At 46.7% G+C, this 2,851-nt stretch carries 3 protein-coding genes; 2 read left to right on the top strand and 1 reads right to left on the bottom strand.

Features of this window, described 5'->3' with window-relative positions; translation table 11 throughout:
* The coding region (locus VIM91_RS01360; protein ID WP_331863045.1) for a class I SAM-dependent methyltransferase at window positions 1–732 on the top strand (732 nt) is incomplete at its 5' end.
* Window positions 717–1,613 carry a glycosyltransferase family 2 protein gene (locus VIM91_RS01355; protein ID WP_331863044.1) on the top strand — a complete coding sequence of 299 codons (897 nt, stop codon included), beginning with the start codon at window positions 717–719 and terminating at the stop codon, window positions 1,611–1,613. The genes VIM91_RS01360 and VIM91_RS01355, both read left to right, overlap by 16 nt.
* Here the strand turns inward: VIM91_RS01355 and VIM91_RS01350 are convergent.
* Window positions 1,593–2,831 (bottom strand): lipopolysaccharide biosynthesis protein, encoded by a 1,239-nt coding sequence (locus tag VIM91_RS01350; RefSeq protein ID WP_331863043.1) that lies wholly within the window; start codon window positions 2,829–2,831, stop codon window positions 1,593–1,595. The two genes, VIM91_RS01355 and VIM91_RS01350, sit on opposite strands and share 21 nt — an antisense overlap.
* Between the last annotated feature and the right edge of the window lie 20 nt (window positions 2,832–2,851).

The raw sequence follows: 2,851 nt of genomic DNA, 5'->3' as shown, positions 1-2,851 counted from the left end.
CCAAACTGTAATCGCTTGGGTGCCTGGCTCTTTACATTACTACCACCGCTACGTATGAAACTTGATGTATATGGAAGGCATATCCCGAAGCGCATGTGTAACCAAAACACAAGCTTGCTTGATCTAGGCTGCGGGGATGGTAATTTTTTATTCAGAGCACGAGAGATGGGCATCCAAGTTCACGGTTGTGAGCCTGACCCTGTAGCGGCCGAGAACTGCCAGCGCCTAGGACTAGATGTGCATGCTGGAAACCTCGACTCGGCAAACTATCAGGAAAAGTCGTTTGATTATATTACACTTAATCACGTGATCGAGCACGTCTACGCTCCCGAACAACTACTCAAGAAACTTCACTTTACTTTAAAGCCTGGCGGCACTATTTGGCTTGGCTTACCCAATCCAACAGCTATCGGCATTCATCTCTTTGATAGGGCCTGGAAGGGATTTCACCCTCCTTTCCATCTTGTAATACCTAGCCAAAAAATACTTCGCAGCTGGCTAAAAGATGCTGGTTTTGAAGATATTAGATTCATTCGTAGAGGACTGCAAAGCCGAGGGTTGTGGCGCGAGTCACAACACTTGGCGTTGCGAGAAAACATCAGACGCCCGCAGTTTATGATTACAGCTGTTCGTTATTTTGCCGATATTTTGGCGAGTTTCATTCCTTACTTTTGCGAAGAAACCATAGTCACTGCCAAACGTAAAGTAGAAACCACATGCCACAAGATTTAAATGATGCCGCCGGACTGATATTACACTTCAGAACGCCGAGTAAAACCCTTGCGTGCATCAACTCTTTGCTTAAGGAGGGTATTCAAACAATTATTCTTGTAGACAACTCTGAAGACAAAGGCCGCTCATTAGCTGCAATGCATAAGCAGCTAGAAAAATTACAAGAGAAAGGCATGATCCTTCATGTACTCTCTACAGGTTCCAATTTAGGGTTTGCGCAGGGCGTAAATAAAGGCTTGAGTCTCGCGAGAAATCTGAAGATGGTCAGTCTGTTGCTAATTAACTCAGATGCATACTTTGAAGACGGCAGCCTAGCAAAAATGCAAGCGTGCTTGTCAGGGGCTTCCGTATGTTTACCCAAGGTAAAATCGTCAATAGATACTGCACCTGTCAGCTTATTTGGATTTTACCAGCGTGTGACAGCGCTCAACTTTAAACATAAAAAAGCAGGCTGCCTTAAATATCCAAGCGGTTGTTGCTTATTGTTCCGTATCGCCGATTTTGATGGGGATTTGCTTGACGAAGAGTTCTTTTTTTACGGAGAAGATGTTGAGCTGGGCAACAGATTGCAGGCACTCAACGTGAGTGTTGCAGAATGTAGTGACGCTGTCATAGTGCATGAAGGCTCTGGCAGCGCAAGAAATGGTTCACTTTTTTACGAATATCACATTAATCGCTCGAGTTGGCTGATGGCTGGGAAGCTAGCTGAAACCACTACCCAAAAAGTACTATACGCTGCGATACGATGTATAACTTTGCCTGCCAGGGCTGTCTTTCGCTGCCTCAAATATCGCTCATTTACCCCGTTGAAAGGTTTCTTTTTAGCAACCCTGGATATTGCAACCAACGCTCGTCGTACGCTAACTCCTCCGGCGCCTTAGCTGCAAGCTAATCATGAAAAGACCTGCGAAAGCCATAACCCACTCACTAACAGCAAGAGCCAAGATCATACCTCCGGAACCCAAGGATGGGACAGCAAACAAAGCAAGCGTAAGCAACAACACAACACCCAAAACCTCCAGAGCGAACCTGATCCACGGTCGGTTCATTGTCATTAAGATGCTCCCAGAGACAACTCTCAACCCAAGACCTGGTATTGCAATGCACAAAAGTTTAACTAGGCCCTCAATGCCAGCGTATTTATCACCAAACAAAAATGTGAACACGGGCGAAACCAACCAGATGACCCCTGCCAATAATATCGTATAGCCCAATGTGGCTGCAAAAATCCACTTTATCAAACGCCCCGTTTGCTTAGAATTCTCTCGCCCTTCGCGAAACAAGCGAGGCAAAGCCGATAGCATCAAGGCAAAGATAGGTAATGTCACGGCTCCTACTACTCTAGAAGCTGCTGCATAGAGTCCACTTTCATTAGCTGGAAGTAATTTAACGGCAATGACTTTATCCAGCTCAGAAGGCCCAGCAGCAGAAACTGCCAAAGCAGCATAGCCCGCACTATGTTTTAGCTCTGCTGGTTTAGGAAGTCGCCACATTTTTATACTAGGCCACGGTGCTTGCATGGTTGCGCCTGCCAGAAAAAGTGAACTTATGGATACGAATAGATATGCGTAGCCATAAACTAGCAACGGCTGATCAAACTGAACAAGAACTATAACTACTGCAGATAGAAAGCGTAGCCCCAGAGGAAAATTTAGTAACAATTGCGAACGCGCTGTGCGCCCAAGAGCAAGGTGTTCATTGGCAGGCAATATAAACAAGGGCTGCAACAAAAGTTCCGCCACCCCTATGGCCAATACCGCCGCCCAGGGGACAACACTCATCGGTAACACCCAATACGCTACTACCAGATAGAATCCCAACAATACACTTCCACACAGTAAGGTCGTGGGTATAGCATAAGGTAGTATCTCGTTACGTCGGCTTGGCTCTCTAGATACCTCACCCAGCAAAACCAAATTCATGCCAAAGGCAGACAGGGCTCCAAGCAATACTGCCAATGAGGCGATGCCTGCAAAGGCACCAAACTCGTCTGGCCCTAGCATGCGAGCGACTAACAGAAGAGTGCCCGCCTGTATCAGAAGACGCAGCCCCAGCGCAAAGCTGGTGCGGATGGTGCCAAGCGCAATAGGGCCTTTCATCAGTTTCGATCAATAAAGCT

It is taken from the genome of Thiomicrospira sp., from assembly GCF_036568485.1.
Lineage (GTDB): Bacteria > Pseudomonadota > Gammaproteobacteria > Thiomicrospirales > Thiomicrospiraceae > Thiomicrospira.
The sequence above is the reverse complement of the archived record's forward strand: the minus strand, read 5'-3'. Positions and strand labels throughout refer to the sequence as shown.

Bases quoted from the DNA above. Each gene is read 5' to 3' on its own strand.
- VIM91_RS01355 (WP_331863044.1), top strand. From the start codon at position 717: ATGCCACAAGATTTAAATGATGCCGCCGGACTGATATTACACTTCAGA.
- VIM91_RS01350 (WP_331863043.1), bottom strand. From the start codon at position 2,831: ATGAAAGGCCCTATTGCGCTTGGCACCATCCGCACCAGCTTTGCGCTG.